20 protein-coding genes are annotated in these 25,602 nt (G+C 69.9%); 13 read left to right on the top strand and 7 right to left on the bottom strand.

Translation table 11 applies throughout. The annotated features are described in order from the left end of the window. Positions 1-7: 7 nt before the first annotated feature. From eccB to AB0E67_RS00085, 4 genes are all read left to right on the top strand, one after another. On the top strand, positions 8-1,558 hold the full coding sequence (eccB, locus tag AB0E67_RS00100; RefSeq protein ID WP_362018879.1) for a type VII secretion protein EccB: 1,551 nt from the start codon (positions 8-10) through the stop codon (positions 1,556-1,558). A gap of 47 nt (positions 1,559-1,605) precedes the next feature. Further along, positions 1,606-2,856 (top strand): type VII secretion-associated serine protease mycosin, encoded by a 1,251-nt coding sequence (gene mycP / locus AB0E67_RS00095; protein WP_362018877.1) that lies wholly within the window; start codon positions 1,606-1,608, stop codon positions 2,854-2,856. A 240-nt stretch (positions 2,857-3,096) separates the two neighbouring features. Next, entirely contained in the window at positions 3,097-3,453 is a 357-nt protein-coding gene (locus tag AB0E67_RS00090) for a hypothetical protein (protein ID WP_351520417.1), read from the top strand. A gap of 50 nt (positions 3,454-3,503) precedes the next feature. After that, positions 3,504-3,809, top strand: coding sequence for a WXG100 family type VII secretion target (locus AB0E67_RS00085; RefSeq protein WP_360104238.1), 306 nt, complete (start codon positions 3,504-3,506; stop codon positions 3,807-3,809). Positions 3,810-3,905: 96 nt separating this feature from the next. Here the strand turns inward: AB0E67_RS00085 and AB0E67_RS00080 are convergent, their stop codons facing one another. From AB0E67_RS00080 to eccCa, 5 genes are all read right to left on the bottom strand, one after another. Then, entirely contained in the window at positions 3,906-4,139 is a 234-nt protein-coding gene (locus tag AB0E67_RS00080) for a DUF397 domain-containing protein (protein ID WP_073791479.1), read from the bottom strand. A 540-nt stretch (positions 4,140-4,679) separates the two neighbouring features. Next, positions 4,680-5,690, bottom strand: a complete 1,011-nt coding sequence (locus AB0E67_RS00075) for a hypothetical protein (RefSeq protein ID WP_362018873.1) — start codon at positions 5,688-5,690, stop codon at positions 4,680-4,682. 65 nt (positions 5,691-5,755) lie between these two features. Then, positions 5,756-8,050 carry a hypothetical protein gene (locus AB0E67_RS00070; RefSeq protein WP_362018870.1) on the bottom strand — a complete coding sequence of 765 codons (2,295 nt, stop codon included), beginning with the start codon at positions 8,048-8,050 and terminating at the stop codon, positions 5,756-5,758. 103 nt (positions 8,051-8,153) lie between these two features. After that, positions 8,154-8,606 carry a hypothetical protein gene (locus tag AB0E67_RS00065; protein ID WP_362018868.1) on the bottom strand — a complete coding sequence of 151 codons (453 nt, stop codon included), beginning with the start codon at positions 8,604-8,606 and terminating at the stop codon, positions 8,154-8,156. A 240-nt stretch (positions 8,607-8,846) separates the two neighbouring features. Further along, positions 8,847-12,806, bottom strand: a complete 3,960-nt coding sequence (gene eccCa / locus AB0E67_RS00060) for a type VII secretion protein EccCa (protein ID WP_362018865.1) — start codon at positions 12,804-12,806, stop codon at positions 8,847-8,849. Between the two features lie 183 nt (positions 12,807-12,989). Here eccCa and eccD point away from each other — a divergent pair, with 183 nt between their 5' ends. From eccD to AB0E67_RS00030, 6 genes are all read left to right on the top strand, one after another. Further along, positions 12,990-14,480, top strand: a complete 1,491-nt coding sequence (gene eccD, locus AB0E67_RS00055; protein WP_362018863.1) for a type VII secretion integral membrane protein EccD — start codon at positions 12,990-12,992, stop codon at positions 14,478-14,480. A 200-nt stretch (positions 14,481-14,680) separates the two neighbouring features. Continuing rightward, positions 14,681-14,968, top strand: a complete 288-nt coding sequence (gene rpsO / locus AB0E67_RS00050) for a 30S ribosomal protein S15 (protein WP_073791486.1) — start codon at positions 14,681-14,683, stop codon at positions 14,966-14,968. A 334-nt stretch (positions 14,969-15,302) separates the two neighbouring features. Next, a complete protein-coding gene (locus tag AB0E67_RS00045) occupies positions 15,303-17,540 on the top strand; it encodes a polyribonucleotide nucleotidyltransferase (protein ID WP_362018860.1) in 2,238 nt (745 codons plus the stop codon). After that, a complete protein-coding gene (locus AB0E67_RS00040) occupies positions 17,537-18,916 on the top strand; it encodes a pitrilysin family protein (protein WP_362018857.1) in 1,380 nt (459 codons plus the stop codon). Before AB0E67_RS00045 ends, AB0E67_RS00040 begins: the two co-directional genes overlap by 4 nt. A gap of 36 nt (positions 18,917-18,952) precedes the next feature. Further along, complete coding sequence (gene dapB / locus AB0E67_RS00035) at positions 18,953-19,705, top strand: 4-hydroxy-tetrahydrodipicolinate reductase (RefSeq protein WP_362018854.1); 753 nt, start codon at positions 18,953-18,955, stop codon at positions 19,703-19,705. A gap of 12 nt (positions 19,706-19,717) precedes the next feature. Then, on the top strand, positions 19,718-20,215 hold the full coding sequence (locus AB0E67_RS00030; protein ID WP_362018851.1) for a hypothetical protein: 498 nt from the start codon (positions 19,718-19,720) through the stop codon (positions 20,213-20,215). Positions 20,216-20,482: 267 nt separating this feature from the next. Here the strand turns inward: AB0E67_RS00030 and AB0E67_RS00025 are convergent, their stop codons facing one another. Continuing rightward, a complete protein-coding gene (locus AB0E67_RS00025; RefSeq protein ID WP_362018849.1) occupies positions 20,483-21,049 on the bottom strand; it encodes a hypothetical protein in 567 nt (188 codons plus the stop codon). A gap of 104 nt (positions 21,050-21,153) precedes the next feature. Then, complete coding sequence (locus AB0E67_RS00020; RefSeq protein ID WP_362018847.1) at positions 21,154-21,390, bottom strand: hypothetical protein; 237 nt, start codon at positions 21,388-21,390, stop codon at positions 21,154-21,156. A 187-nt stretch (positions 21,391-21,577) separates the two neighbouring features. On the opposite strand from AB0E67_RS00020, the gene thyX reads away from it, so the two are divergent. From thyX to AB0E67_RS00005, 3 genes are all read left to right on the top strand, one after another. Continuing rightward, a complete protein-coding gene (thyX, locus tag AB0E67_RS00015) occupies positions 21,578-22,315 on the top strand; it encodes an FAD-dependent thymidylate synthase (protein WP_362018844.1) in 738 nt (245 codons plus the stop codon). A 152-nt stretch (positions 22,316-22,467) separates the two neighbouring features. Next, positions 22,468-23,367 (top strand): 4-hydroxy-tetrahydrodipicolinate synthase, encoded by a 900-nt coding sequence (gene dapA, locus AB0E67_RS00010; protein WP_362018842.1) that lies wholly within the window; start codon positions 22,468-22,470, stop codon positions 23,365-23,367. 130 nt (positions 23,368-23,497) lie between these two features. After that, the gene (locus tag AB0E67_RS00005; protein ID WP_362018839.1) at positions 23,498-25,183 is read left to right on the top strand and encodes a ribonuclease J; all 1,686 of its coding nucleotides are present in this window, start codon (positions 23,498-23,500) and stop codon (positions 25,181-25,183) included. Positions 25,184-25,602: the final 419 nt, after the last annotated feature.

The following is a 25,602-nucleotide window of genomic DNA, read 5'->3' as shown; positions in this document are numbered from 1 at the left end:
GCGACTCATGGCATCACGGCGGGATGAGCTCAACGCATACACCTTTGCGAAGAAGCGCACGGTGGCGGCCTTCCTCCAACCCTCGTCCACCGGCTCGGACGAGGGCGCTCCCCGGCCGCTGCGCGCGGTCCTGCCGAGCGTGGTCGTCGGTGCGCTGATCCTCGCCGGCTTCGGCGCCTTCGGCATGTTCAAACCCACCGCGCCCAAGGACTGGGACAAGCCGGGTGCCAAGGTGATCGTCGGCAAGAAGTCCACCACCCGCTACGTCGTGCTCACCACCGGAAAGGGCAAGCAGAAGAAGACACTGCTGCACCCGGTGCTCAACCTCGCCTCGGCCCGGCTGCTCCTCAACCCGCAGGACTACGACGTCATCCAGGTCGCCGACGACGTGCTCGACGCGGGCAAGCCCCCGCGCGGACCCATCCTCGGCATCCCGTACGCCCCCGACCGGCTGCCCGACGCCAAGGACGCCGGGACGGCCAAGCGCTGGGCCGTGTGCGTACAGCCCGGCGGCAAGGGCAACTCGGTACAGAAGGCCACCTTCGTCTTCGGCGCGCGCGACGACGAGCGGACCGAGGGACGCGACCGGCTCACCGGCGGCCAGGTGCTCTACGTCCAGGGCCAGGACCAGGCCCGCTACCTGGTCGACGCGAAGGGCACCAAGTACCGCATCGAGGAGACCGCGGCCGACAACGGCCACCTGACCAACGCGCTGGTCGGCAGCCGCCGTCCGCAGCCCGTCACCGACGACTGGCTGGCCACCCTGCACGACGGCAGCCCCGTCGCCTTCCCGCGGATCCCCGGCGAGGTCGGCGCCCCGGCGAACGTCCAGGGGCAGCTCTCCGACGACGAGAACCGGATCGGCACGGTGCTCAGGACCAGGACCGGTGAAGGCACCCAGTACTACGTGGTGCTCGACGGAAAGGTGCAGCCCGTCTCCGAGTTCACCGCCTGGCTGCTGATCAACTCCCCGCAGACGGCCGGTCTGGACCTGGACAGCGAGGCGCGCTCCGTCGGCCTGCAGACCTTCGTCCCGGACCCCGAGACCTTCGCCGGCCAGCCCGCGCACTGGCCGGCCCGCAGGGCCACCCAGGTGAACTCCGCGGACGGCGGCAGCGGCGGGCGCGACACCATCTGCAACGTGCTGCGCAAGGTCGACGGCTCCGGCCGCACGACGCTGAGCACGTGGGCGGGCACCTCGTACCCGGCCGCCATCAGCGCCGGGGGCACCAGCACCTACGTCACCCCCGGCAGCGGCCTGCTCTACACCCAGGTCCAGGGCCGCCAGACCCGCCCCGACGGATCGCTGTTCCTGGTCACCGACACCGGACTGCGCTACGCGGTCCAGGCGAACGGCGACAGCGACGCCCGGCCCTCCGACATCGGCGCCGGGGACGGACAGCAGCAGTCGGACGGCCGCCCCGAGCCCAGCCAGGCACAGAGCAGGCTCGGCTACGAGAAGGTGACGCCCGCGCTGGTGCCGATCGCCTGGTCGGACTTCCTCTCCAAGGGGCCCCGGCTCGACACCAACAGCGCCCGGCAGCCCCAGGGTTCATGACGGCCCGCGGCCACACACGCATCGAGAGACCCGGGGGAGAGAAAGAGATGGCGTACCGAAGGACGGCCCGCACGGCGGCGGCCGTCGCCGCGCTGACCGCGTCACTGACCGCGGCCACCGTGCCGACGGCGTACGCGGAGGGCGTCCGGGGAGCCGGCGGCGTCGGGATAGACGGCGGCGGCGAATGCACCTTCCCGATGAAGCACCAGTACGAGGGGCGGCCCTGGTCCCTGCAACGCGTCCTCCTGGACGAACTGTGGCAGGACACCAAGGGCAAGGGCGTACGCGTCGCCGTCATCGACACCGGCGTCGACAACGACAACCCGCAGCTGAAAACGGCCGTCGACGCGTCGTCGGGCGCCGACCTCCTCAAGGGCGGCAAGAGCGACGGAACGGTCGACGAGGTGGGCCACGGCACCAAGGTCGCCGGGATCATCGCCGCCCGCCCCCGCAAGGGCACCGGATTCGTCGGACTGGCCCCCGAGGCCACGATCGTCCCGATCCGCCAGAACGACGAGAAGAACAGCGGCAAGGACACCACCATGGCCACCGCGATCGACCATGCGATCGCCAAGAAGGTCCAGGTCATCAACATCTCCCAGGACACGGCGAAGCCCCTGTCGGAAACCTCGGCACTGGGCAGGGCGGTGGCCCGGGCGCTCGCCGCCGACATCGTCGTGGTCGCCTCGGCGGGCAACGACGGCATGGACGGCAAGCTCAGGCGCACCTACCCCGCAGCGTTCGACGGCGTCCTCGCCGTCGCCTCCTCCGACCGCAACAACGAACGCGCCCCCTTCTCCCAGGCGGGCGACTTCGTCGGGGTCGCGGCCCCGGGCGTCGACATCGTCTCCACCGTCCCGGGCAACGGCCAGTGCACCGACAACGGCACCAGCTTCTCCGCCCCGTACGTCGCCGGGGTAGCCGCACTGATGCGCGCCAAGTACCCCAAGTGGACCGCCGCCCAGATCGTCGCCCGCATCGAGCAGACCGCGGAGCGCTCCGTCACCGGGCACGACCCCTTCGTGGGCTGGGGCGTCGTCGACCCGGTACGCGCCCTGTCCGGTGACGACACCCCGCAGGACGCCCCGCGCCCCGATCCGGCGCCGCCCAGGGCCCCCGCGCCCGAGCCCGCGCACTTCTCGCTGTCGGAGACTCCGCAGGAGCGCAGCGAGCGGTACGCCACCTACGCGCTGGCCCTGACCGTCGTACTCGTCGGTGTGATCGCCGGAACCGCGACGGTCGTCCGGGATGTCCGCCGACGGCGCTCCGCGCGCCGTTCCGTCCGCCCCGCGAGGTGACTTCCCCCCGGAGGAAGCACAGTTGGGGACGGCGGACGAATTGACTAGGGTGGCAGCAGACTTCACGTGTGTGACGGGGGAACGAGAAGTGGCCGAGTCCGATTTCGGAGCGCGGAAATGCCGACAGCGCACTTCCCGGCCCCGCGCTCTCCCCACTCCTTTGCCGGAGCACACGGGGGACAGGAAGGGCCCGGCCGCATCGCGCGGACGGGCCGGAGAACTGAGAGATAGGACCTCCGGATGACCAACCCCGCAGGCGGTTTCGGACTTGCCGACGATCCGATCGTCCAGGCGAAGAACAAGATCGTGGAGACCGCCGGGGCCGTCTCGCGGCAGTCCCGCGAACTGGCCAACATCCTCGCCACGGTGGGCGCCGGGTGGACCGGTGTCGGTGCCTCGGGATTCACCTCCGCGCAGCTGATGATCAACGAGGACCACGACCAGATCCGTCGTCTCCTCGACGTCCTGCACAACGCGGTGGAGAGCACCAAGAACCTCAGCAACGCCAACGACGAGGAGGTCCGCGCGGCCTTCAACCGGGTCAAGGAGGGGCCGGGCGGAGCCCCCGCCAACACCTCCGGCCTGAACAACGTCTGAACCGCGCCGCACCACCCCTTCCGCACACGCGAGCACCGAGGAGAACAACCATGGGCCACGACCCGAACACCAAGGTCAGGTACGAGAGCGTCCAGGAGATCGCGAACCGCGTCCGCGCGGTGTCGCAGAACATCGTCAAGGACCTGGAGGAGATGGACGCCGCGCTCAGGGTCGTCACCGACACCTGGGACGGTGAGGCGCACAAGGAGTACGTGGTCCTGCAGAGGAAGTACAAGGGCCGCGCGGAGCACATGAGGGACCGCCTGGCGGAGGTCGCGAAGATCATCGAGTCCGGCAAGGACAGCTACCGCGCCACCGACCTGCGGGCCTCGCGCGGCTTCACCGAGGCGTACTGACCGCCCGGCACTCCTACGCGGGAAGGGGCACGACCGTCCAGGTCGTGCCCCTTCCCGCGCGCCCCGGGGCCGGGGCCAACGGGCATTCCGCAACCCCTACTTGAGGTCGAACTCGCCGTCCCGCGCACCCAGGACGAACGCCCGCCACTCGGCCTCCGTGTACCGCAGCACGGTGTCGGGATCCAGCGAGGACCGCATCGCCACGGCACCGCCCGGCAGATGGGCGATCTCGACGCGCTCCTCCGCCTCTTCCGTGCCGGGCGCGCTGAGCCATTCCACGCCCGAGATGTCGAGTGCGTACAGTTCGTCCTTCTCCTGCTGAGTACCCATCAGGTGCCTTTCGTCTCCTGCGGCGGAACGCGGTCGTCGCCCTCGTGCAGACTATCCCCCGCCGGGACGGACCGCGGTCCGCGATGGACAGCTGCGGCACGGTGGTGGTAGCGGCGCGGTTCGCACGCCCGACGGGACGGGGCCGACGGACTGCCTGCCCGTTCGTGCGGTCGCCCGCCCTGACCACCACGGTGCCGAGCTCCGGACAGGTCGGATCGGACCGGTACGCATCGCCCGACGCCCGCTTCGTCAGAGACCACTCCGTCGCAGCCCGCATGGTCCCCCGGGGACTCGTTCCCACGACGAGCCGGACGGCGGTCGCGGCCACCGCGGCGGCCAGGGCTCGGCCCACCACGACCGCGGTGGCGCGCAGCCGCTCGCTCCTCGGGCGGGACTGCTCCGTCGTGTCGTCCATCAGCACGTCACCGCATTGCTTCCGCCCCGGGGCGCCGTCAGTCGTCCTGAGAGCCGCCCACTCGTATCCGAGGTTGCCGTCCCGCCCCCTGCCGCTGCGGATGTTGTTCTTCCGCTCCCGGGTGGTCATGACCTTCTCAGGTCCTGGGCGATTGCACCGTACCGCTCCTGGCCGGTCCGACGGCACTGCTCCTCCACCGGCTCCGCCCGGTCACGGCCCACTCCAGCCGCCTCGGCCCAGGCGGTGAACATGAACGCGCCCTGCTCGCGCAGGTGGTCGGTCCGCTCCTCGGCCGGTACTGATGCCAGCGACGCCCGCCAACTCTTGGCGATCGGGTCGGAGAGCGCGGACCGAGGTGCCGCCGACACGGGCGCCTCGGGGCTGCGCAGGGCCGCGTACACCGCGTCCACCCACCGGGGCGCGTCCGACGCCTCCTTGCTCCGTACCACATCGGCCGCGATCGCGTCGTAGCCGCCGAGGGCCGCGGCATTGGTGACCGGCGCCCCTCCCAGATCGTTCTTCCTCGCCTCTGCGGTCAGCGAACCGAGCTGCGCCGCTCCCCACCGCGTCTGGGCGTCGCGCAGGGCCGCGTATGCCGCCGGTTCCTCCGAGACGGCCCGCAGTACGCGAACGAGAAAGCCGTTGAACACCGAGAAGTGGTATCCGGTCGCGTCCTGCCACGCGATGCTGTTCGGGGAGGCCCAACGGGTGTACTCGGAGTTGGTGCCGTCCAGGATCTCCTGGGTGTCGTTCGCGTAGTCGGCCAGGGATTCGGCGAGCGGCAGCCGGAGTTCCGCGGCGAGGGCCCCGTCGCCGTGGATGAGACTGTCGTTCACAGCGAGCAGGATCTTCTTCATGCTGTCGGCCTGGGCTCGGGTGTGCGGCGCGGCCTTGCCGCCGGTGGTGGCGGCTTTCACCGCCGCACCCAGATCCGTGCAGCTCATGCCGGCCGAGTAGTGCGAGCCGAGCGCGGACCGGACACGATCGTCCTTGATGAGCGTGCCGCAGTCGTCCGTCGGTTGCCCCCGGCCGAGCAGGAACCACGCGCCCCCGGCCAGGGCCACGGCGAGCAGGGCGGCGGTGACCGCGTACAGCGGGCGGCGGCTGCGCGGCTTGTCGGCGGACGGTCCTGACATCTGGTGTTCCTCTTCGACAGGTGGGCGTGTGGCCGGTCGGGCCGGAGGCGTTGTGCTCCGCGCGGTCAGTTGGTGGTGTCGGTCAGGTACTTCTGGGCTTGGGTGCTGCCGGTCGTTCGACCATTGAGCATCAGCCGACTGAGCGTTCTGAGCTTTTCCTTGCCGTCCTCGGTGCTGCTGTCGATGTCGTCACGCCCATCGGCCCAGCCGTCGAGGGTCTCGGTGACCTGCATGGATGCATCGAGATACTCGTCCGCGATCGCGGCGTTGGCCTTCACGTCGGCCTCGCTCTTCATCTGGTTGCCCCACTCCCAGGCCCAGGTGTCCACACCGCGCTGAATCGCGTCCCCAATGGGCAGGATCTTCCCACCGACCGGCAGGGTGAGGGGCGTGACGGCCCCGCCCACCACGTGGTAGGCCATCTTCGACTTCCAGTCGGCCTTGCTGTACTCGCTCATCCGCTCGTCGTTGATCACGTCCTCACGGATCGCCGAGTACGCGCCGAGGACGGCACCCGCGTCCCCCAATCGGCCGCTGTGGTCGAAGTCCGTCTGTCCCTTCGGGATGTCGTCCAGCAGGGCATTGAGATGACGTGCCTCGGCCTTGTGGAGCGTGGCATAGGCGTTCGGGTCGTCGGAGAGCCCGCGCATCACCTGGATGAGGTCCTTCGACGTGGTCGAGAGATGGCCGTGGCCGTCCGCGTCGACGAAGTATCCTTCGACCCGGTTGTGGACGTGGTCCCCCGACGTCTCACTGATGATCTCGTGCGTGTCCGAGGCGTACTCGGCCAGGGCGTTGGCAACGGGCAGTTGCAGGTTCTTCGGTACGGACGCCTCGGTGCCCTCGCCCTTGCCCGGCGCGAACTGCTCCAGGACGCCGTTCATCACCCGTGCCTGCGCCTCGTTGTGCCTGGCCTCCGGCCACGCGTCCTGCCCCGCGCCCAGCGGCACGTGCCCGGTCGCGGCGGCTTCGAGCGCGGCCCCCAGCCCCATCCGGGTCGTCGGGTCGTCGTACCTGAGAACGGCCACGCCCGTGATGGTCTGCCGGGGCCATTCGCGGGAACCCTCGCCACTGCCCACCAGGTATTTCAAGTGGTCGTTGTCGACATGGTTCGGGTCGGTCCCGTTCCCGTCCGGATCGAAGAAGGCGGTGGCGGCGTCGGGGTTCTTGCTCATCACGCCCATCAGACCGTCGATGGCGTCCGTCTCGATACCGGCGTGACCGTCGCTCCACATCTCGAAGATGCCGGGCTGCTGCTTTTCGGCCCGGATGAGCTTGTCGCCCATGTCGTACAGGAACTGGTCGTCGAACTGCGTGTCGGCCCTCTGCATCAGGCTGACGACGGTCTGATACCCGTAGAGCGGGTTGCCGGTCTCGACGTCGTAGTCCTTGTTGCCGCTCTTGTCGAGCCCTTCCATCCACTCGCGGTAGAACTTGCCCTCGTCGCTCTTCACCCACTTCTTGAACGCGTCCGATCCGGGCGGGGCGTCCTTCACGCTGCCGGGCACCCGGGTCGCGGTGGCGACCGTGTTCGCGAGGTTCTTCTCGATGTCCAGGTACTGGCCCTTGTGCTTCTTGTCGGAGTCGTAGGCCCGGTCGTTCAGCCGGATGGTGACCTTGGACAAGCCGTCCGGTCCCAAGCTGCTCAGCAGCGTCTGCGAGAACGTCTTGTCGCCGTGGTTGTCCCGCACCGCACGCTGGAACTCGGCCATGTCGGCGGCGGAGACCTTCTCGCCGTTGTTGAGCCGGGTGGCGATGTCCGCCGTGTTCTCCGCCTCGTACTTCTCGATGTCGCCGTACGCGTGTTTGTTGAAGCCGATGCCCAGCGTCTCGTCGTTCTTGTCGCCGTAGCCGTCCCTGGTGACCGCGTCGAGCGCGATCTTCACCCCCTGGTCGGCGTCGTCCACCGCCTTGACGCATGCGTTGATCGCCTCGGTCCACGACGTCACGGCCTTGCTGACGCTCTGTGCGTAGTCCGGGTCGTGGTGCATGGCGGAACGCTCTCCGGGTGTGAGCTTCTCGTAGTCGTAACTGACCACTCCGCTCTCGGAGACGCGCATCCCCGCCTTGATGGCCTCCGCGCGTTTGGACTCCAGGTTCTTCCTCAGCCGCACGAAGTCCTCGTGCGCGTCGCGCAGCAGCGAGGCCATGGCCTTCGCCTCCGCCTGGGCGGCCGAGTACTCGTAGCGGGTGGCGGCGAAATTGGTGTGCGCGGTCTGGGCGCTCACCCCCGACCAGGCGGTCCCGAGCGTGATCTTCTGGACGCTGTCCTTGTAACGGTCCTCGACCTTCTTGATCTCCGCAGCCATCTCGTCCCACTTGCCGGCCGCTGTGGTCAACTGACCGAGATCCGTGGTCATTACGTCGTGATACGTGAGCATGCGTCCCCGTGATTCGCGTAGTTCGTCGTACGGATGACGGCAGCCCCGCTCCGGCGGGGCCGTGCCGTCGGCCACTTCAGCCCTACAGACCGTCGAGCCCGGAGGAGTACGGACCCTGCTGCGGCTTCAGCAACGGGGTGAACTGGGACTTGATCAGTTCGTCGTTGCCGGTGAAGAGCCCGGACGCGCCGCGCAGCGCGCCCTTCTCCACGGACAGCCGGCCCATCAGGACCTTCACCTGCTTGTCCCACGTCTCCATCACCTTCTTGAGCCCGGCCCCGGTGTCCCAGCCGTCGAACTCCTTGACCGCCGCCTCGGACGTCTCGTCCGCCCAGTCGGTGGCCTTCTTCGTGTTCGGCTCCAGCTCGGTCTCGATGGTGTTCGCGGCGGCCTTCTTCTGCGCCGGTGTCGAGGCGAAGTCCTTGTCTCCGGGACCGTCCGACGACGCGCCGCCCGTGCCGTTCAGCCGCATCCGGGTGCCCTGCCGTGTCGCGGCCTCCCCGCGCAGCAGACCCCACTCCTCGTCAAAACCCATGACATTCCCCAATTCTGTTGAACCCGCCCGGAACGACGTCCGGCGTCCACACGCGACCCGTCAGCCGGTACGCGGGTGAAAATCACACCTCATACGCCCATACAACCCGGCGCCCGGGCGAGGACCCGGTGTGCGGAGTCCCGGTGAACGGCACGGGATCCGCACCCGGGACCCCGGCCCCGGCACACGGCGAGACCCCGGCCCGGTACGCACGGCGCGGTCTCCCGCCCGCGCCCCCGCTCAGCGCTGCTCCGGCAGCCGCCCGATCTGCACCAGCGGGTTGCCCCGGCGCCGCGAGACGAAGTAGCCGCGCCCCGGGGGCATCGCGTGACCGCGCACCGAGCCGATCAGGTCGCCCTCGGACGGGTCGCCCGACAGCACCACGCCCTGCGCGCCCAGCTCCTTCACGCGCTGCATGAACGTCTCGTACATGGCCCGGGAGGCCCCCGCCGAGTTGCGCGCGATGATGAAACGGACGCCGGTGTCCCGGGCGAACGGCAGGTACTCCGCCAGCGGGGCCAGCGGGTTGCCCGAGCTGGTCGCCACCAGGTCGTAGTCGTCGACGATGATGAAGATCTGCGGACCGCTCCACCAGCTGCGGTCCCGCAGCTGCTGCGGCGTGACGTCCGTCGGCGGCTGCCGGCGCGCGAACACTCCGGCCAGCGCCTCCATGTGCATCTGCATCGAGCTCGCCATCGGCGCGTACTCCAGCAGATGGCTCTCCGGCAGCGCGCCCAGCAGCCCGCGCCGGTAGTCGCCGACGACGAGCTTCGCCTCGTCGGGGGAGTAGCGCTCCGAGATCTGCTTCGCCAGCAGCCGCAGCAGATTGGTCTTCCCCGACTCGCTCTCCCCGAAGACCAGGAAGAACGGATCGGTCTCGAAGTCGACGAACACCGGCTCCAGAGCGGTCTCGTCGATACCGAAGGCGACACCCTGCTGCGGGAACTCGAAGCCCTTCGGCAGATGGTCCGCGGGCAGCTTGCGCGGCAGCAGCCGTACGGCCGGTGCCGACGGACCCGACCAGTTCGACTTCACCGCCGACACGAACGCCGCCGTGCCCTCCGAGAGGTCCGAGGCGTCGCTGGAGGAGTCGATGCGCGGCAGCCCGCCCATGAAGTGCAGTTTCTGCGGCACCTGACCCCGGCCCGGCACCCCGGCGGGCACGTTGGCCGCCACCTTCCGGTCGAACTCGGAGTCCATCACGTCACCCAGCCGCAGCTCCAGCCGGCCGAGGATCTGGTCCTTCAGCGCGGCCCGCACCTCCATGTAGCGGGCGGCCGTGATCACGACGTGGATGCCGTAGCCGAGACCGCGCGAGGCGATGTCGGTGACCGTCTGCTCCAGCAGCTCGTACTCGGACCGGAAACCGCCCCAGCCGTCGACCAGCAGGAACACGTCGCCCCACGCCTCGCCGGGCAGTTCACCGAGCGCACGCTTGCGCCGGTAGGTGGCGATCGAGTCGATGGAATGGGCGCGGAAGAACTCCTCGCGCCGGTTCAGCACCCCGACGACCTCGGCGACCGTACGTCGCACCCGCTCCGGATCCAGCCGGGACGCCACCCCGCCGACATGCGGCAGCTCCGCCAGCGAGGCCAGACCGCCACCACCGAAGTCCAGCCCGTAGAACTGCACTTCGTGCGGGGTGTGGGTGAGCGCGAACGACGAGACCAGCGTCCGCAGCAGCGTCGACTTCCCGGACTGCGGCCCGCCGACCACCATCATGTGGCCCGCCGCCCCCGAGAAGTCCGTGTACAGCACCTCGCGCCGCTGCTCGAAGGGCTTGTCGATGAGCCCGAGCGGAACGGTCAGCCCGCCGGGACGCGTGTACTCCGTCGCCGTGAACCCGCGCTCGGCTGTCGGCGCGAGCCCCGGCAGCAACTGGTCCAGCGCCGGCGCCCGGTCCAGCGGCGGCAGCCACACCTGATGGGCGGGCACCCCCTGACCCTCCAGCCGCCGCACGATCACGTCCAGCACCGTGTCCGCCAGCGCGTCGTCCTCCGCCTCGGCCCGGGCCGCCACCAGATGCGCCGGGTCGGGCGCCGCGTACACCACCGGCACCGGCAGCGCGCTGAACACCGCGGCCCGCCGCTCGATCGGCAACGCCCCCACCGACAGGTCGGGACCGCCCGTGCGGTACGTCCCCGACACGTACGCCGCCTTGAACCGGGTCATCTCGTCCGTGCCGAACTTCAGATACCCCGAGCCGGGCACCGACGGCAGGTGGTACGCGTCCGGCACGCCCAGCGCCGTCCGCGACTCCGCCGCCGAGAACGTCCGCAGACCGATCCGGTACGAGAGATACGTGTCCAGACCCCGCAGCCTGCCCTCCTCCAGACGCTGCGAGGCGAGCAGCAGATGCACACCCAGCGAACGCCCGATGCGCCCGATCTGGATGAACATGTCGATGAAGTCGGGCTTGGCGGTGAGGAGTTCCGAGAACTCGTCGATCACCAGCACCAGCGAGGCCAGCGGCTCCAGCGCCGCGCCCGCCGCCCGCGCCTTCTCGTAGTCGTGGATGTTCGCGTAATTGCCCGCCGCCCGCAGCAGCTCCTGACGACGCTGCAGCTCACCGCGGATCGCGTCCCCCATGCGGTCGACCAGTGTCAGGTCGTCCGCCAGGTTGGTGATGACGGCCGCCACGTGCGGCATCTGCGACATCCCGGCGAACGTCGCACCGCCCTTGAAGTCCGCGAGCACGAAGTTCAGCGTCTCCGAGGAGTGCGTGACCGCGAGCCCCAGCACCAGCGTCCGCAGCAGCTCCGACTTCCCCGAACCCGTGGCACCGACGCACAGCCCGTGCGGGCCCATGCCTTCCTGCGCGGCCTCCTTCAGGTCCAGCATCACCGGCTGGCCGTCCTCGCCGACCCCGATCGGCACCCGCAGCCGCTCGGCGACCGACCTCGGCCGCCAGGTCCGCGCCACGTCGACCGAGGCCGCGTCGCCCAGGTTCAGCAGATCCGTGAAGTCCAGGTTGGCCAGCAACGGTTCGTCGTCGTCGCCCCCGCCCATCCGCAGCGGCGCCAGCTGCCGGGCCAGTGCCTCGGCCGCGGGCAGCGAGAGGCCGTCCGGAACCCCCTCGTACACCATCCCCGTGCCCGACTCCAGTCGCAGCAGCCCCGGCCGCACCACCACCGAGAGGCCACCGCGCGGCTCGTCGAGCTCGCCGGGCACCACCTCGACGATCGTCACCCCCTGCAGGCCCTCGGCCGCCGCGAACAGCGAGTCCGGCGGCACGATCCCGCCGTCCAGCACCACCACGACGTGCGGCTGGTCCAGCAGCGGCTGGTTGTCCCGGCCGAACCGCGGCCGTCCCTCCAGCCGGCCCGCCAGCAACTGCTCCAGCTCACCCAGATCGTCCCCGAACAGCCGCTTCGTACCGGCCCCGTCGACCTGCGCCGGCACCTGCGCGTGCGGCAGCCACTTCGTCCAGTCCCAGCGCTCCACCGCGCCCCGCGCCGCCACCACCGCGACCACCAGGTCCTCGGGGGAGTGCAGCGTCACCAGCTGCGCGACCAGCGCCCGCGCCGCCGACTGCGCCGCCTCCGGCTGCCCGGAGACCGTCACGTGGTAGAACGCCCGCATCGACACGGCCATCGGCAGACCGTCCAGCGACCCGTGCACGGCAAGGAACCGCTGCATCGCCCCCGCGCACATCGGCTCCAGCTCGTCCACCGGAGCCGTGTCCGGCGCGACCAACGGGGTGGCCAGCTGCTGCGCGCCCAGACCGAGCCGCACCTGCCCGAAGTCCTTGTCCCCGGCGCGCCGTTCCCATACCCGGCTGCCCTCGGCGACCACCGACCACAACTGCTCCGGAGCGGGCTGCAGATACAACTGCGCGTCCCGCTGCGCGCGCGCCGTCCGGCGCACCGTACGCCGGGTCTGCGCCAGGTACTTGAGGTAGTCGCGCCGGACATCTGCCATTTGCCCCTGCGTACCCCGGCGATACCGGACCAACTGGGCGACCACCATGCCGACCGTCGAGACGAGCATCAGCACGCCCATGATCCGCATGAACGGAGGGGCCTGGGGCGAGAAGAAGAACACCACCGACGACCCCATGCCGAGCACCGGCAGGATCTGCATCAGCATCCCCTCCTGCTGCCCGCGGGGCAGTTCGGGAGGGGCCTCCAACGTCAACTCGTCCATGGGGACTTCCGGTGGCAGGGCACGCGGAGGTCGCTTCACGACGATCTGGCTCACCGAAACACCAATCCCTCGGTACGGACGGGCGGAAGGCCGGATGCGCACCGAAGCCCCCCGTGGCTTCCCCTGCTCGCGGACGTCCCTCCGCGTGACGGTGATCCTACGTGCAGACCACCGGGACCCCTCCCGGTAGGGTGGCGCGCGCACTGTGCGCAACCGCGAATCAGGGGGACCAGACACGTGAGTTCGACCGCAGCGACGGGATTCTGCCGCGTGACAGTCGTGGCGCCCGACAGCCGGATCGATGTGGCCCTGCCGGAGGACATCGCCGTCGCCGACGTCTACCCGGAGATCCTGCGCCTCACCGGCCAGAGCCAGCCGACCGGCGCGCCCGCCGGATACCACCTCGTGCGCCGCGACGGCACGGTCCTCGACGGCGCGCGCACCCTCGCCGCCCAGCAGGTCCTCGACGGCGAACTCCTCAGTCTGCGCCCCTTCGCCCAGTCCCTGCCGCCCGCCGTCTTCGACGACGTCTCGGATGCCGTCGCCTCGGCCGTCACCCGCGACCGCCATCTGTGGAGCGACGACCTGCTGCGCGGCGCGGGGCTGGTCGGCGGCGTGCTCCTGCTCGTCCTGATGGGCTTCGTGCTCTGGTTCGCCGACCCGGTCCGGCACGACATGCACGGACTGCCCGGTGTCGTCGCCGGCTCGGCCGGGCTCCTGCTCACCGCGTTCGCGGGGGTCCGCGCCCGGGTCTACGCGGACCGGGCCACCGCCGTGGCCCTCGGCCTCGGCGCCCTGCCCCTCGTGCTCATCGCCGGTTCCGGCATCATCGGCCCGGACGCGGACCAGGGCCCCGGCAGGCTCCAGTTCCTCCTCGGCTGCGTCGCCGTCCTGGTCGCCTCCGTCGCCCTGGTCGCCCTCACCCCGAGCGGCGACGCCCCGTTCGTCGCGGCGACGTTCCTCGCCACCGTCGGCACCCTCGCCACCTTCGTCGCGATCCTCACCGAGGCGACCGCCACCGAGACCGCCGCCGTCTGCGCCCCCGTCGCCCTCGGACTCGTCGCCTTCCTGCCCGGCCTCTCCGCCCGCTTCGCCCGGCTGCCCATCGGCTACGCCTCGCCGCACACCGCCCCCGGCGGCTACGACGACAGCCTCACCGACCCGAACGCCGGCCCGGACGGATCCGGCGCCCCCGCCGACCCCGTCGACGCCGACCGCATCGCGGCCCAGGCCCGCCGGGGCCACGAGATGCTGCTCGGTCTCGTCGGAGGCTGTGCCGCGGTCGTCGTCGGCTGCGCGGCCGTCCTCGGTTTCTCCGACAGCGTGTGGGGTCAGCTGCTGGCCCTGGCCTCCGGGCTCGCGATGCTGCTGCGCGCCCGCCTCTTCCGCTACACCTCGCAGGTCGCCTGCGTCCTGGTCGCGGGCATCGGCGCGATCGCCCTGCTGGTCCTCGGCCTCTCCTTGAACCCGCCGGTCGACCTGCTGTTCGACCTGGTCCGCTACGGCGACCGCAGCTCCCTCGACATCCGTACGATCTGGCTCTCCGCGGCGGTCGCCGCCGGGGCCGCGCTGTTCACCGCGATCGGCCTGATCATCCCGCGCAAGGGCCTCTCCCCGTTCTGGGGGCGCCTGCTCGACCTGGCGGAGGGGGCCGTCCTGCTCTCCCTGGTCCCGCTCTGCCTGGCGGTCCTGGACGTCTTCGTACGGGCCAGGGCCCTCACCGGCTGACCCCGCGGGCCCCGCGGCCGTCACCGGCGTACGCCCCCCACGCAGGGGACTGGTACGCTGTGTGACGGCCGTTTGTGTACGCGCTCCCGGAACATCCTGGGAGCAGCGCCCATCGGACCCTCGCCCCCGAGTAACGGAAGACCCCCTGGTGTCAAGACAGGGGCACTCGCGGGCGCTCGAACACCGAAGAGGAGTACCGCGTGTCGCTCGACGCCGCTACGAAGAAGCAGATCATGGCCGAGTTCGCCACCAAGGAGGGTGACACCGGTTCCCCCGAGGTCCAGGTCGCGATGCTCTCCCGTCGCATCTCGGATCTGACGGAGCACCTCAAGACGCACAAGCACGACCACCACTCCCGCCGTGGTCTGCTGATCCTGGTCGGCCAGCGCCGCCGCCTGCTGCAGTACCTGGCCAAGAAGGACATCCAGCGCTTCCGTGCGCTGGTCGACCGCCTCGGCATCCGTCGCGGTGCGGCCGGCGCCAAGTAAGACGCCGTGAAGGGAGCGGTTCCCGCAATCGAGGGGACCGCTCCCTTTGCCGTACGTACAGTTGTACGTACATACACATGCGCGGGTCGTGGCGGGCCGACCCGCACGGCCGGAATGCCAAGCCGACCCGGATCTCAGTAACCTGGTCGCAGAAACGTCCCGCGGACGAGCGAGAAGCGAAACTCCCCGCCGCCGGTCCTCGGTAGTGGCTCCCGGACCCATCGACCGGGTGCTTCGATCGAAGACCGGCCCGTCAAGGAGCGCTTCTCCGCAACCGTCCCCCCGCCACACGGGCGCGGGGACGAAAAGACGACATGTAACGGAGAAAACGCTAGTGGAGAACGAGACCCACTACGCCGAGGCCGTCATCGACAACGGCACCTTCGGCACCCGCACCATCCGCTTCGAGACGGGCCGCCTGGCCAAGCAGGCCGCCGGCTCCGCCGTCGCGTACCTGGACGACGACACCATGGTGCTGTCGGCCACCACCGCTTCCAAGAAGCCCAAGGACCAGCTCGACTTCTTCCCCCTGACGGTGGACGTCGAGGAGCGGCAGTACGCCGCCGGCAAGATCCCCGGCTCCTTCTTCCGCCGCGAGGGCCGTCCCTCCGAGGACGCCATCCTCACCTGCCGCCTGATCGACCGCCCGCTGCGCCCCTCCTTCAAGAAGGGCCTGCGCAACGAGGTCCAGATCGTCGAGACGGTCATGGCGCTCAACCCCGACCACCTCTACGACGTGGTCGCGATCAACGCCGCATCCTGCTCCACGCAGCTCGCCGGGCTGCCCTTCTCCGGTCCGGTCGGCGGCACCCGCGTCGCTCTGATCAAGGGCCAGTGGGTCGCCTTCCCGACGCACACCGAGCTGGAGGACGCCGTCTTCGACATGGTCGTCGCGGGCCGTGTCCTGGAGGACGGCGACGTCGCGATCATGATGGTCGAGGCCGAGGCCACCGAGAAGACCATCCAGCTCGTCAAGGACGGCGCCGAGGCCCCGACCGAGGAGGTCGTCGCCGCCGGTCTCGAGGCCGCGAAGCCGTTCATCAAGGTCCTCTGCAAGGCCCAGTCGGACCTCGCCGCCAAGGCCGCCAAGCCCACCGGCGAATTCCCGGTCTTCCTGGACTACCAGGACGACGTCTACGCGGCCCTCGCCGACGCCGTGACCTCCGAGCTGGCCCAGGCGCTCACCATCGCGGGCAAGCAGGACCGCGAGACCGAGCTGGACCGCGTCAAGGAGATCGCCGCCGAGAAGCTCCTCCCGGCCTTCGAGGGCCGCGAGAAGGAGATCTCCGCCGCCTACCGCGCGCTGACCAAGAGGCTGGTCCGCGAGCGCGTCATCAAGGACAAGGTCCGCATCGACGGCCGCGGCGTCACGGACATCCGTACGCTCGCCGCCGAGGTCGAGGCCATCCCGCGGGTGCACGGCTCGGCGCTGTTCGAGCGCGGCGAGACCCAGATCCTGGGCGTCACCACCCTCAACATGCTGCGCATGGAGCAGCAGCTGGACACCCTCTCCCCGGTGACCCGCAAGCGCTACATGCACAACTACAACTTCCCGCCCTACTCCGTCGGCGAGACCGGCCGCGTGGGCTCGCCCAAGCGCCGCGAGATCGGCCACGGCGCGCTCGCCGAGCGCGCCATCGTGCCGGTGCTGCCGTCGCGCGAGGAGTTCCCGTACGCGATCCGCCAGGTCTCCGAGGCGCTGGGCTCCAACGGCTCGACGTCCATGGGCTCGGTCTGCGCCTCCACCATGTCGCTGCTGAACGCCGGTGTGCCGCTCAAGGCCGCCGTCGCCGGTATCGCCATGGGCCTGATCTCCCAGGAGATCGACGGCAAGACCCACTACGTCGCCCTCACCGACATCCTCGGTGCGGAGGACGCCTTCGGCGACATGGACTTCAAGGTCGCCGGTACGCGTCAGTTCGTCACCGCGCTCCAGCTCGACACCAAGCTCGACGGCATCCCCGCCTCGGTCCTGGCCGCCGCGCTGAAGCAGGCCCGCGACGCCCGCCTCCACATCCTCGACGTGATGAACGAGGCCATCGACGTCCCGGACGAGATGTCCCCGAACGCCCCGCGGATCATCACCGTCAAGATCCCGGTGGACAAGATCGGTGAGGTCATCGGCCCCAAGGGCAAGATGATCAACCAGATCCAGGAGGACACCGGCGCCGACATCACGATCGAGGACGACGGCACCATCTACATCGGTGCCGCCGACGGACCGGCCGCCGAGGCCGCCCGCGCCACGATCAACTCGATCGCCAACCCGACCATGCCGGAGGTCGGCGAGCGCTACCTGGGTACGGTCGTCAAGACCACCACCTTCGGTGCGTTCGTCTCCCTCATGCCCGGCAAGGACGGCCTGCTGCACATCTCGCAGATCCGCAAGCTCGCCGGCGGCAAGCGCGTGGAGAACGTCGAGGACGTGCTCGGTGTCGGCACCAAGGTCCAGGTGGAGATCGCCGAGATCGACTCGCGCGGCAAGCTCTCCCTCGTCCCCGTCATCGAGGACGCCGAGTCCGAAAGCGGCACCGCCGCGGGGGCCGACAAGAAGGACGACGCCGCCAAGTGACGTCCCGTAGTTCCGTGACGACGGCCCGTGCCTCCTCGAAGGCGCGGGCCGTCGCCCGTACCCAAACGCTTCTCAAGGGCACCGGCGGCGTCGGAACGGTCCGCCGCACCGTCCTCCCCGGCGGTCTGCGGATCGTCACCGAGACCCTGCCCACCGTCCGCTCCGCCACCTTCGGGATCTGGGCCAACGTCGGATCACGCGACGAGACCCCCACCCTCAACGGCGCGACGCACTACCTCGAACACCTCCTCTTCAAGGGCACCGCCCGGCGCAGCGCCCTCGACATCTCCGCCGCCATCGACGCGGTCGGCGGCGAGATGAACGCCTTCACGGCGAAGGAGTACACCTGCTACTACGCGCGGGTCCTCGACACCGACCTGCCGCTGGCCATCGACATCGTCTGCGACATGCTGACCGGCTCGCTGATCACCCCCGAGGACGTCGACGCCGAGCGCGGCGTCATCCTCGAGGAGATCGCCATGACGGAGGACGACCCGGGCGACTGCGTGCACGACCTGTTCGCGCACACCCTGCTCGGCGACACCCCCCTCGGCCGCCCGGTCCTCGGCACCGTCGACACCATCAACGCACTCGACCGCGGCCGGATCGCCCGCTTCTACAAGAAGCACTACGACCCGACCCGTCTGGTCGTCGCCGCCGCGGGCAACATCGACCACGCCACGGTCGTACGCCAGGTCCGCAAGGCGTTCGAACGCGCCGGTGCCCTGTCCCGCACCGACGCCGTCCCGGTCGGCCCGCGCACCGGCTCCCGCACCCTGCGCACCGCGGGCCGCGTCGAACTGCTCAATCGCAGGACCGAGCAGGCCCACGTCGTCCTCGGCATGCCGGGACTGTCCCGCACCGACGAGCGCCGCTGGGCCCTCGGGGTCCTCAGCACCGCGCTCGGCGGCGGCATGAGCTCACGCCTCTTCCAGGAGGTACGGGAGAAGCGCGGCCTCGCCTACAGCGTCTACTCGTACACCTCAGGGTTTGCCGACTGCGGCCTGTTCGGCGTGTACGCGGGCTGCCGGCCCGGCCAGGTCCACGACGTCCTCAAGATCTGCCGCGACGAGCTGGACCGGGTAGCGTCCGAGGGACTGAGCGACGAGGAGATCGGCCGGGCGATCGGTCAGCTCTCCGGCTCCACGGTCCTCGGCCTGGAGGACACCGGCGCGCTGATGAACCGCATAGGCAAGAGCGAGCTGTGCTGGGGCGATCAGATGTCGGTCGACGACATGCTGGACCGGATGGCACAGGTCACCCCCGACGACGTCCGCGCGGTCGCGGGCGAGGTCCTCGGACACCGCCCCTCGCTCTCGGTCATCGGCCCGCTCAAGGACAAGCAGGCCGACCGCCTCGAAGAAGCGGTCTCGTAGCACGAGACCCCAAGAACCGGTAAGGAAGCAGAGCACATGAGCAAGCTGCGCGTGGCCGTTCTCGGCGCCAGGGGCCGCATCGGGGCCGAGGCGGTACGAGCCGTCGAGGCCGCCGACGACATGGAGCTGGTGGCCGCCCTGGGCCGCGGCGACAAGCTGGAGACCCTCGTGGAGTCCGGCGCCGAGGCCGTCGTCGAGCTCACCACCCCCGCATCGGTGATGGGCAACCTCGACTTCTGCGTACGGCACGGCATCCACGCCGTCGTCGGCACGACGGGCTGGACCGACGAACGGCTCGCGCAGCTGCGCACCTGGCTGGAAGGCTCCCCGGAGACCGGGGTGCTCATCGCGCCGAACTTCTCCATCGGCGCCGTCCTCACGATGAGGTTCGCGCAGCAGGCCGCCCGCTACTTCGAGTCCGTCGAGGTCGTCGAGCTGCACCACCCGAACAAGGCCGACGCCCCCTCGGGCACCGCGACCCGCACCGCCCAGCTGATCGCCGAGGCGCGGCGGAAGGCCGGCTGCGCCCCGCAGCCGGACGCCACCACCACGGCCCTGGACGGCGCGCGCGGCGCGGACGTCGACGGGGTCCCGGTCCACGCGGTCCGGCTGCGCGGCCTCCTCGCCCACCAGGAGGTATTGCTGGGCGGCGAGGGCGAGACCCTCACGATCCGGCACGACTCCCTGCACCACAGCAGCTTCATGCCGGGCATCCTGCTCGGCGTCCGCCGCGTGGTGGCCACCCCCGGGCTCACGTTCGGCCTGGAAAACTTCCTCGACCTGGACTGACTGGGCCCCGCCATGCGCGCAAAGATCACGTACTTCGTCACCGCCGCCGTCCTGGTCTTCTACTTCGTCCTGGTCGGCAGCCGTGGCGTCCTGCTCATCGAGCACGGCACCCCGCTGACGGTGGCCTTCGGGGTCTCCGTGCTCATCCTGCCGGTGATCGGGGTCTGGTTCCTCTGGCAGAACACCCGGTTCGTGGCGCGGGCCAACGCGCTGGCGGCGGAACTCGACGCGGAGGGCGGCCTGCCGGTCGACGAACTGGTCCGCACCCCCTCCGGCCGCATCGACCGCGACTCGGCCGACGCCGTGTTCGCCCGGCGCCGCGCGGAGACGGAGGACTCCCCGGACGACTGGCGCTGCTGGTTCCGGCTGGCCGTCGCCTACCAGGACGCCAGGGACACCCCCAGGGCCCGGAAGGCCATGCAGCGCGCCATCGCCCTGCACGCGCGGGCGACGCCCGCCCGGCCCGGCAAGGGTGCGAAGGCCGCCGGATCACGCCCGTCCGGCGCCTGAGAAGGGTGTGACGAACGGGCTCGGGCCCGGCAGCCGTGGACGGCCGCCGGGCCCGAGCGATGAACAGGCGTCTCAGCGCCTGCCGGGTGACCGTTCGACCAGGCAAGCCGACGCGTCGGCATGGCGCGTCGGCTGCCGAGGCACCCAGATGTTCTTGTAGCGGCTTCCCCGGGCACTCGGCTTCGTTCGAGCAGGGGAAACCTCGTCCCAGGGCATCCCGGTGACGCCGGAAGCGCGCGTGCCAGGGCGTGGCCGCCCGGTCGGAGGTCACCCGACAGGCTCTCGGTCCCGCCGGTACTCGTCCCCCCACACCTCGACCGTGTCGGCGGCGCGGTCGAACGCCTCGGGCCGCCCCAGGAAGTCCGCGTTGCTGTCGGTGAGCAGCGGCTCCACGGCCTCGCCGCCCCGGCGGACGACGATCAGCGCCTGACCCTGCACCGTGCGCGGGAACCCCAGCCACCGCACCGGCTGCTGAACCGTGCGGATCGCCGAGACCCGTTCCCACGGCACCGTCGCCGTCGAGAGGAAGCCCACCCGGCGCACCCCGTGCCGGCTCACCCAGGCGCCCATCCGCAGCAGCCGCAGGGCGGAGGCGATGACCGCGGCGGCGAGTCCCAGACACACGGCCGCGCCGGACACCGCCCCGGCGAACGCGGTGATCATCCCCGCGAGGAGGACGAACGACGCGAGCAGCAGCAGGGAGGCCGCGGCCGCGACCCGCCAGGGCCCGGGGCGGTACGGGCGCCGCCAGCTGTCGTGGTCGTCGAACGGCAGCGCTACGTCCTCAGCGCCCGCGTCAAACGCGCGGTCGGCCGTCAGGAAGGGCAGGGGCACGACTGATCCTCACTCACAAGCACGCTCGATTGTTGTGCCCGGTGAGGCTATCGAGGAGATCACCGGCCCGACCACCCCAGGGGGCCTGTGCGGGGCGGGGCCGCTCAGCGGCCGGTCGCGGCCTCGGTCTGCTGGGGGTGCGACTCGCTCTGCGGGCTCAGAGCGGGCATGCCCAGCACCAGGGAGCCGACGAGACCCGCGACGATCGTGAGCCCGACGAGCGAGCGGGCGGCCATCTGGGAGACGCTGGTGCGCTCCCGCGGGGGCGGAGTGACGTTGCTGCGGAACCTGTCGGCCTCGGACACGAACGAGAACGGGACGGACTCGCGCCGGCGGAACATGAGGAAGCTCTCCTTGAACTCTGTGGTCGGTGCTGTTATTGAGACAGACGTGCGACAGGCCCGTTTGGTGCCCCGAATCGCCGAATTCGTCGAAGAAGTCCCGGGGTGGACCTTCCGGGCAGCGTTGTCGGTGGCGGCCCGTAGAGTGGGCGCCGCCCGTGCGACGCGATTTGGAAGGACCCCGCCGGTGACCGAGACCCCCGAGCCCGCAAAGCCCAGCTTCCGCAGCGATGTCACCGTCGAGCTGGTGAAACACTCCGCGGGCGACGCCGACGTCCTGTTCGCGGCCCGTGTCTCCACGGCGGGCGAGCAGTCCCTGGAGGAGGTCACCAAGGACCCCGAGCGCTCCAAGGGGCTCATCAACTTCCTGATGCGCGACCGGCACGGCAGCCCGTTCGAGCACAACTCGATGACCTTCTTCATCAGCGCCCCGATCTTCGTGTTCCGCGAGTTCATGCGCCACCGCGTGGGCTGGTCGTACAACGAGGAATCGGGCCGCTACCGGCAGCTGGAGCCGGTCTTCTACGTCCCGGACGAGTCGCGCAAGCTCGTCCAGCAGGGCCGTCCCGGCAAGTACGAGTTCGTCGAGGGCACGCAGGCGCAGCACGAGCTCACCGGCCGCGTCATGGAGGACTCCTACCGCCAGGCGTACGAGGCGTACCAGGAGATGCTCGCCGCCGGGGTGGCCCGCGAGGTCGCCCGTTCGGTCCTCCCCGTCGGCCTGTACTCCTCGATGTACGCCACGTGCAACGCCCGCTCACTGATGCACTTCCTCGGTCTGCGCACCCAGCACGAGATGGCGACGGTGCCCTCCTTCCCGCAGCGGGAGATCGAGATGGTCGGGCAGCGGATGGAGGAGCACTGGGCCCGGCTCATGCCGCTCACCCATGCAGCCTTCAACAAAAACGGACGTGTTGCCCCGTAAGCGGTGTCCATATTGCGACGTTTCGTGAAGTTCATCTAGGCTGATCAAACGGACCCGGCACTGCTTGAACCCCCGAGCAGGCAGTGTCGGGCTCCTACGGTGTGTCCCCCCGAGGGGTCCACGGGCCCTGAGCAGCGAGTAGCGTGTTACCCATGGCTCCGATCTCCACTCCGCAGACCCCCTTCGGGAGGGTCCTCACCGCCATGGTCACGCCCTTCACGGCGGACGGCGCACTCGACCTCGACGGCGCCCAGCGGCTCGCCGCCCACCTGGTGGACGCGGGCAACGACGGCCTGATCGTCAACGGCACCACCGGCGAGTCCCCGACCACCAGCGACGCGGAGAAGGACCAGCTCGTCAGGGCGGTCCTGGAAGCGGTGGGGGACCGGGCCCATGTCGTCGCCGGCATCGGCACCAACGACACCCGCCACAGCGTCGAACTCGCCCGCACGGCCGAACGCTCCGGCGCGCACGGCCTGCTCGCGGTGACGCCGTACTACAACAAGCCGCCGCAGGAGGGCCTCTTCCGTCACTTCACGGCCATCGCGGACGCCACGGGACTGCCGGTGATGCTCTACGACATCCCCGGACGCAGCGGTGTGCCCATCGAGACGGAGACGCTGGTTCGGCTCTCCGAGCACCCCCGCATCGTCGCCAACAAGGACGCCAAGGGCGACCTCGGCCGCGCGAGCTGGGCCATCTCCCGGTCCGGCCTCGCCTGGTACTCCGGCGACGACATGCTGAACCTGCCGCTCCTCTCCGTCGGCGCCGTCGGCTTCGTCTCCGTCGTCGGCCACGTCGTCACCCCCGAGCTGCGTGCCCTCATCGAGGCGTACCTCGGTGGCGACGTCCAGAAGGCCGCGGAGATCCACCAGAAGCTCCTGCCCGTCTTCACCGGCATGTTCCGCACCCAGGGTGTGATCACCACCAAGGCCGCGCTGGCGCTCCAGGGCCTTCCCGGCGGCCCGCTGCGCCTGCCCATGGTGGAGCTCACCGCGCAGGAGACGGCACAGCTCAAGATCGATCTCGCCGCCGGCGGGGTAGAGCTCTGATCACGGACTTCACAACTGAATAAAAGAAGAAAACTCTCAAGAGCAACACAACAGACAACAGCAAGTGCACGAAATGACATGCGCGCCACGTGCCCAAGCGGTACGTGGCGCGCGTGGTAAGGAGAGTCTTTTGAGTCATCCGCACCCCGAACTCGGCGCCCCGCCGAAGCTCCCCAAGGGCGGCCTCCGCGTCACCCCGCTCGGTGGCCTCGGTGAGATCGGCCGCAACATGACGGTCTTCGAGTTCGACGGCCGTCTGCTCATCGTCGACTGCGGTGTCCTCTTCCCGGAGGAGGAGCAGCCCGGAGTCGACCTGATCCTGCCGGACTTCACCACGATCCGGGACCGCCTCGACGAGGTCGAGGGGATCATCCTGACGCACGGCCACGAGGACCACATCGGTGGTGTCCCGTATCTGCTGCGTCTGAAGCCGGACATCCCCCTCATCGGTTCCAAGCTGACCCTCGCGCTGATCGAGGCGAAGCTGCAGGAGCACCGCATCCGCCCGTACACGCTCGAGGTCGAGGAGGGCCGGCGCGAGCGCATCGGCGTCTTCGACTGCGAGTTCGTCGCGGTCAACCACTCCATCCCGGACGCCCTCGCGGTCGCCATCCGCACCCCTGCGGGCATGGCCGTCGCGACCGGCGACTTCAAGATGGACCAGCTCCCGCTGGACGGCCGGCTCACCGACCTGCACGCGTTCGCCCGGCTGAGCGAGGAGGGCATCGACCTGCTGCTCTCCGACTCGACCAACGCGGAGGTCCCCGGCTTCGTGCCGCCCGAGCGGGACATCTCCAACGTCCTGCGCACGGTCTTCGCCAACGCCCACAAGCGCATCATCGTCGCGAGCTTCGCCAGTCATGTGCACCGCATCCAGCAGATCCTCGACGCCGCCCACGAGTACGGCCGCCGGGTCGCCTTCGTCGGACGCTCGATGGTGCGCAACATGGGCATCGCTCGCGACCTGGGCTATCTGAAGGTCCCCGCGGGCCTGGTGGTCGACGTCAAGACCCTCGACGACCTGCCCGACGACGAGGTCGTGCTGGTCTGCACGGGATCCCAGGGCGAGCCGATGGCCGCGCTGTCCCGGATGGCCAACCGTGACCACCAGATCCGGATCGTCCAGGGCGACACCGTGATCCTGGCGTCGTCGCTGATCCCGGGCAATGAGAACGCGGTCTACCGCGTGATCAACGGTCTGAGTCGTTGGGGCGCCAACGTGGTCCACAAGGGCAACGCCAAGGTCCACGTCTCCGGGCACGCCTCGGCCGGCGAGCTGCTGTACTTCTACAACATCTGCAAGCCGAAGAACCTGATGCCGGTGCACGGCGAGTGGCGTCACCTGAGGGCCAACGCTGAACTCGGCGCCCTCACCGGCGTGCCCAAGGACCACATCGTCATCGCCGAGGACGGCGTCGTCGTCGACCTCGTCGACGGCAGGGCCAGGATCGCCGGCAAGGTCCAGGCCGGTTACGTGTACGTCGACGGGCTCTCGGTCGGCGACGTCACCGAGGCCTCCCTCAAGGACCGCCGCATCCTCGGCGACGAGGGCATCATCTCGGTCTTCGTCGTCGTCGACAGCACCACCGGCAAGATCACGGGCGGTCCCTACATCCAGGCCCGCGGATCCGGCATCGACGACTCGGCGTTCGACGCCGTCGTGCCGAAGGTCGAGGACGCGCTCAACAAGTCGGCGCAGGACGGGGTGATGGAGCCGCACCAGCTCCAGCAGCTCGTACGCCGCTCGGTGGGGAAGTGGGTCTCGGACACCTACCGTCGGCGCCCGATGATCCTTCCCGTCGTCGTCGAGGTCTGACCGGCGCACGCGAACCCTGGAGCGGGGTGCCCCGATTTGCATCGGGGCACCCCGCTCCAGTACGTTTACGGCTCCGCCCGACCGCACAGCACCACAGGCACCCTTGTGTCCGTGGCCTCTGCAGCGCGGCGGAATTTCCGACTCAGAATCTCTGATAAAGTCGGGCCCGCCGAAAGGCAAAAGGTCTTCCAGCGGCCACCGGAATTGAAATTCGTACCGGAAACGGAACGGAAATAGAATCTGGTACGGTTGGAACCGCCGAAAGGGAAAAGCGCGAAAGCGTGGGACCTGGGAGGCGAACCCGCTTCGACCGGGAATCGGACGCGAAAGAGTCTGATAGAGTCGGAAACGCAAGACCGAAGGGAAAAGCCCGGAGGAAAGCCTGGACCGGAAGGTCGGGGTGAGTACGAAGGAAGCGT

This window comes from Streptomyces sp. NPDC032161, assembly GCF_040636995.1.
In the GTDB taxonomy this organism is placed as follows: domain Bacteria; phylum Actinomycetota; class Actinomycetes; order Streptomycetales; family Streptomycetaceae; genus Streptomyces.
The sequence above is the reverse complement of the archived record's forward strand: the minus strand, read 5'-3'. Positions and strand labels throughout refer to the sequence as shown.